Source organism: Bradyrhizobium sp. P2_E8, assembly GCF_056403875.1.
This window is the reverse complement of sequence record NZ_JBFUES010000588.1, coordinates 1-4,775: the sequence shown is the minus strand read 5'-3', so window position 1 is coordinate 4,775 and position 4,775 is coordinate 1. Positions and strand designations below refer to the sequence as shown.

At 64.9% G+C, this 4,775-nt stretch carries 6 protein-coding genes; 3 read left to right on the top strand and 3 right to left on the bottom strand.

Annotated features, from left to right (window positions below):
* Positions 1-1,013: mandelate racemase/muconate lactonizing enzyme family protein (locus tag AC1D00_RS27220; RefSeq protein ID WP_477012783.1), on the top strand; the 1,013-nt coding region annotated here is incomplete at its 5' end.
* A 9-nt stretch (positions 1,014-1,022) separates the two neighbouring features.
* Here AC1D00_RS27220 and AC1D00_RS27215 read toward each other — a convergent pair.
* Positions 1,023-1,379 (bottom strand): hypothetical protein, encoded by a 357-nt coding sequence (locus AC1D00_RS27215; RefSeq protein WP_477012782.1) that lies wholly within the window; start codon positions 1,377-1,379, stop codon positions 1,023-1,025.
* Positions 1,380-1,564: 185 nt separating this feature from the next.
* Between AC1D00_RS27215 and AC1D00_RS27210 the strand changes: the two genes are divergently transcribed.
* Positions 1,565-1,789 carry a hypothetical protein gene (locus AC1D00_RS27210; RefSeq protein WP_027547310.1) on the top strand — a complete coding sequence of 75 codons (225 nt, stop codon included), beginning with the start codon at positions 1,565-1,567 and terminating at the stop codon, positions 1,787-1,789.
* 280 nt (positions 1,790-2,069) lie between these two features.
* On the opposite strand, the gene AC1D00_RS27205 is transcribed toward AC1D00_RS27210, so the two are convergent.
* Positions 2,070-2,726 (bottom strand): glutathione S-transferase family protein, encoded by a 657-nt coding sequence (locus AC1D00_RS27205; protein ID WP_027547311.1) that lies wholly within the window; start codon positions 2,724-2,726, stop codon positions 2,070-2,072.
* A gap of 181 nt (positions 2,727-2,907) precedes the next feature.
* Between AC1D00_RS27205 and AC1D00_RS27200 the strand changes: the two genes are divergently transcribed.
* Positions 2,908-4,131: a polyhydroxyalkanoate depolymerase gene (locus tag AC1D00_RS27200; protein WP_135175612.1), complete on the top strand. Its 1,224-nt coding sequence runs from the start codon at positions 2,908-2,910 to the stop codon at positions 4,129-4,131.
* Positions 4,132-4,162: 31 nt separating this feature from the next.
* On the opposite strand, the gene AC1D00_RS27195 is transcribed toward AC1D00_RS27200, so the two are convergent.
* A partial coding sequence (locus AC1D00_RS27195) for a GGDEF domain-containing protein (RefSeq protein WP_477012781.1) occupies positions 4,163-4,775 on the bottom strand: 613 nt, incomplete at its 5' end.

Below are 4,775 nucleotides of genomic sequence, written 5' to 3'. Positions count from 1 at the left end.
CGCTGGACATGGTGATCGTCGAGGTCACGACCGACGCGGGGCTGACCGGCTGGGGCGATGCCTTCGCCTATGTCTGCCCCCGCACCACGCGCAGCGCCGTCGAGGAGATGATCGCACCGCAGGCCCGCGGCCTGGAGGTTCCCGATGCCGCCGGCATTCCCGCGGTGATGGAGCAGATCCAGCGCAATCTGCATCTGTTCGGCCGCTACGGCATCACCATGTTCGCGATATCCGGGCTCGACATCGCGCTATGGGACCTCGCCGCCAAGATCAAGGGCGTGCCGGTGTACCGCCTGCTCGGCGAGACCAGGCGCCCGGCCATTCCGGCCTATGCGAGCCTGTTGCGGATCGGCTCGCCCGACAACATCGCCAGCGAATGCAGGAAGGCGCTCGCGCTCGGCTATGGCGCCATCAAGCTGCACGAGACCACGGCGCCGGCGGTCTTTGCCGCGCGCGAGGCGATCGGCCCGGGCATTCCGCTGATGGTGGACATGAACTGCCCGCTGTCAGGCGAGCAGGCGATCGCGTTCGCCGGGACATGCGCTGACGCGCAGCCGATGTTCCTGGAGGAGCCGGTCTGGCCGCCGGAGGATTTTGCCGCACTCGCCGAGGTCCGCCGCAAGGGCGGGCTCGGCGTCGCCGCCGGCGAGAACGCCTGCACGGAATATCAATTCCGCCAGATGATGAATGCGGGCGCGGTGAGCCATGCCCAGCCGTCGGTGATCAAGGTCGGCGGCATCACGGAATTTCTGAAGGTCGCGGCGCTCGCAGATGGGCTCGGCGTCAAGATCGTCCCGCACTCCCCGTATTTCGGCCCTGGCCTGCTGGCGACCCTGCATCTGTTGGCCGTGCGCGACGACGGGTTCGTCGAGATGTTTTACCTGAAGCGCGAGGCCTGCCTCTGGGGCGGCCGCGCCGATGTCGATGCCACCGGCCATGTCGCGGTGCCGACTGGAGCCGGGCTCGGCTATGAACCCGACCGCGGCGTGATGGAGCGATATCGCGTCGCGTGAGCGCGGCGCCTATTTCGACGCGTCCTTGGCCGGCAGCGCGTCCTGCTTCTTCTTCAAATCCTCCGCGATCTTCGTCTGCGCGGCCTGGAGATCGAGAAGCGTCTTCTGCAAGCCGGCGAGGCTCGTCTTCAACGCGTCGATCTGGCGATTGGCGGCATCCAGCTTCTGCTGGTGATCGAGGTTGAGCTTGGTGATCGTCTTCTGGAGGAAATCGACGTTGCTCTGGAGGCAGCTCGTGCGCCGCTCCATGGTCTTCTCGACGGTGCAGATCTCGATGCCGGGCACGTCCTGCGCGCGGATTGGCGCGATCGCCAGCGTCGCGAGCAGCAACATCACGACACAAGCGCTGGCGTTTCGAAACGGCATGCAGGTTCCTCGTCAAAAACGATCACGGCAATGTGCGCTTTTTGCGCGCAGCCGCCGAAGGCTACCACACTCGTACCGCATTCTCGCGTTGAGCTTGGCTCGTTCCCTCGGGACAGGGAGCATTGAACCGCACGCGGAAGAATTGGGCGCTCTTTCCGCGGCTTTGATTAGGGGAGATTTTTGGAATGGCAACGCGCGATAGACGTCTGGCGGAGTTCGACGGCGCTGGAGAACCGCCACCTGGCTTGCCGGTCGAAGTGCTGTGCGAGGATCACAGCGGAACGTATCAACTGCCGTTCGCCTGCCGCTATGTCGAGGGACGCTGGCAGAACCACGAGGCCGGCATCGCGGTCGAAGCGACCGTGATCGGCTGGCGCCTGCCACGCCTGAAGCACTCCGGCGTCGCCTGACGGCGGCTTTTGTTCCAAAATGCAACGGGGCCGCGCGCCGTCTTAACCTTCGGAACGCGGTTCGAACGAATCGCGTCCGAATCAGCCGAATGGTCTTGTCCACGCCTGTTCACGGCTACATGTCGATGCGGGTCTGTTCTCGCGCACAATATCTGCGAGACCTGCGGGCGGGCTCGGGCGTCGAGCTGGCGCCAAAGGTTAACGGTGGACAGGGCGTGGCTCGCACCACGGCCCCAGGCGGTCCCCGCCCCCGAAACAGGCAGGGCCGAGCCGGGCCTGCCTAATATTCGACCTCGAGCTCCTCGATCTCGGCCGGCTCTTCCTTCGCCGCCGCGATCCATTCCTTCATCTCGGGCATCGCCATGATGGTATCGGCGTAGGCCTTCAGAAGCGGCTCGAGCTTGACGTCATAGGTCACGAAGCGCGTCACCACGGGCGCGTACATCGCGTCCGCCATGGTGCGCCGCTCACCGAACAGGAACGGGCCGCCCGATTTCTCCAGGCAGTCGCGCCAGATGAACCAGACGCGGTCGATGTCGGCCTGCGCGCGCGACCAGATCTTGAAGCCGGGGAAGTGCCCCTTCAGATTGACCGGCAGCGAGGCGCGCAGCGTGGTGAAGCCGGAATGGATTTCGCCGCAAATCGAGCGGCAATGGGCGCGCTGGACGCGGTCATCCGGCAGCAGGCCGGCATCCGGCATCACCTCGTTGAGATATTCAGCGATCGCCAGCGTGTCCCAGACGGTGGCGCCCTCGTGGCGCAGGCACGGCACCAGGATCGACGACGACAGCAAGAGAATTTCGGCGCGCGCGGAGGCGTCGTCGGGCGCGGTCACGATCTCCTCGAAATCGAGCCCGGAAAATTTCGTCAGCAGCCAGCCACGCAGCGACCAGGACGAGTAGTTCTTGCTGCTGATGGTCAGTGTCGCCTTCGCCATATGGCCCCTTCCCTCACGCCTGAGACGGGCACCCCGCCCGGCCCGCTGGCGTGCCCACTACCTGTGCTTCCCATGTGTACACCTCGCTTGAAGAGCAAGCGATGTGCCAGTTTTCCAGGCGATTCGACTCAGGTTTGGCTTCGATATTGCATGGCACCATGGAACAGGTGGGCGCTTCAGTATGATGTCGATGTATTATCAAGCCTTTCAGAACCAGATGGACCTGACGGCGCCGTGGCGGGCGGGCGCCTCGTCTGCGCTCAGATTCCTCAACCTGGTGCCGCAGGGCGTGTCGGACCAGGTCGTCGGCCGGCTCTCGGCGGCGCTGGAGCTGATCTCACGCTCCACCCTCACCTACCATCGCCCGGCCTACGGCATCGACAGTGTCATGGTGGGCAATCGCGAGGTCGCCGTCACCGAGGAGATCGCCTACGCGACCCCGTTCGGCTCGCTGCTGCACTTCAGGAAGCAGGACGTTCCCGAGCAGCCGCGCATGCTGCTGGTGGCGCCGATGTCCGGCCATTTCGCGACGCTCTTGCGCGGCACCGTGAAGACGCTGCTCCAGGACCACGACGTCTACATCACCGACTGGCACAATCCGCGCGACATTCCGCGCAGCGAAGGCCGCTTCGGGCTCGACGACTACACCGATCACCTCATCGACTTCCTCGGCCAGCTCGGCCCGCGCCCGCATATGGTGGCGATCTGCCAGCCGTCGGTCTCGGCGCTCGCGGCCGCCGCCGTCATGTGCGAGGGCAACCATCCTTCCCGGCCGGCGACGCTGACGCTGATGGCAGGCCCGATCGACACGCGGATCCAGCCGACCAGGGTCAACGAGTTCGCCAAGAGCAGGCCGATCGACTGGTTCGAGCAGAACCTGATCAACTACGTGCCGGTGCAATGCCGCGGCGCACTGCGCAAGGTGTATCCCGGCTTCGTCCAGCTCACCGCCTTCGTCTCGATGAACCTCGAGCGGCATATCAAGCAGCACATGGACCTCGCCAACCACATCGCCAAGGGCGAGAAGGAGAAGGCGGCGACCATCAAGACCTTCTACGACGAATATTTCGCGGTGATGGATCTGCCGGCGGAATTCTACATCGAGACCGTGCGCGACGTGTTCCAGGAGCATCTGCTGCCGCAGGGCAAGCTGATGCATCGGGGACGGCCGGTGAACACCAAGGCCGTCAGCCGCATGGGGCTGATGACGGTCGAGGGCGAGAAGGACGACATCTGCTCGATCGGCCAGACGCTCGCCGCGCAAGACCTCTGCACCGGCGTGCGCGCCTATCGCCGCGTGCACCACATGCAGGCCGGCGTCGGCCATTACGGCGTGTTCTCCGGCAAGCGCTGGAACAACGAGATCTATCCGCTGCTGCGCGATTTCGTGCACGTGAATTCGTGAGGCGCACGCCGCGGCGCGCCAGGGCTGCTTTTCAAGCCCGTATCGAGCCGGGCCACGCGACGACTTGCCCTGACATCACAACGCGGTTGCGTCCGCTCTCCTTGGCGGCGTAGAGCGCCTTATCCGCAGCCGCAATCAACGACGTGCAATCCGCCTTGTCGCCGAACGACACCTGTGTGGCGCCGCCAATACTGAGGGTGACCTGCCTGGATGGCGGGTTGAGCGCGTGCAGGATGCCGAGGTCCTGAATGGCTTGCCGGATTCGCTCGCCGACCTGCTCGCATCCCCCCATGTCGGTATTTGGTAGCAGCAAGGTGAATTCCTCGCCACCATACCTGGCGGCTACGTCTGCCGGCCGTCGGGCCTGCTCGGCCAGGACCCCGGCGACCGAGCGGAGACATGCATCGCCCGCCTGATGCCCGTACTGATCGTTGAAACTCTTGAAATGATCGACGTCCATCAGCAACAGCGACAGAGGCGTTCCTTCGCGCCTGGCCCGGTCCCATTCCGCCTCCAGCCGCTCGTCGAAGTGTCTGCGGTTTGCCAAGGCCGTCAGGCCATCCGAACTGGCGAGAGCCGCCAGTCTATCCTCCCGATCCTTACGTTCGGTCATGTCGCGCGAGATCGCCACCACGCCGTTGATG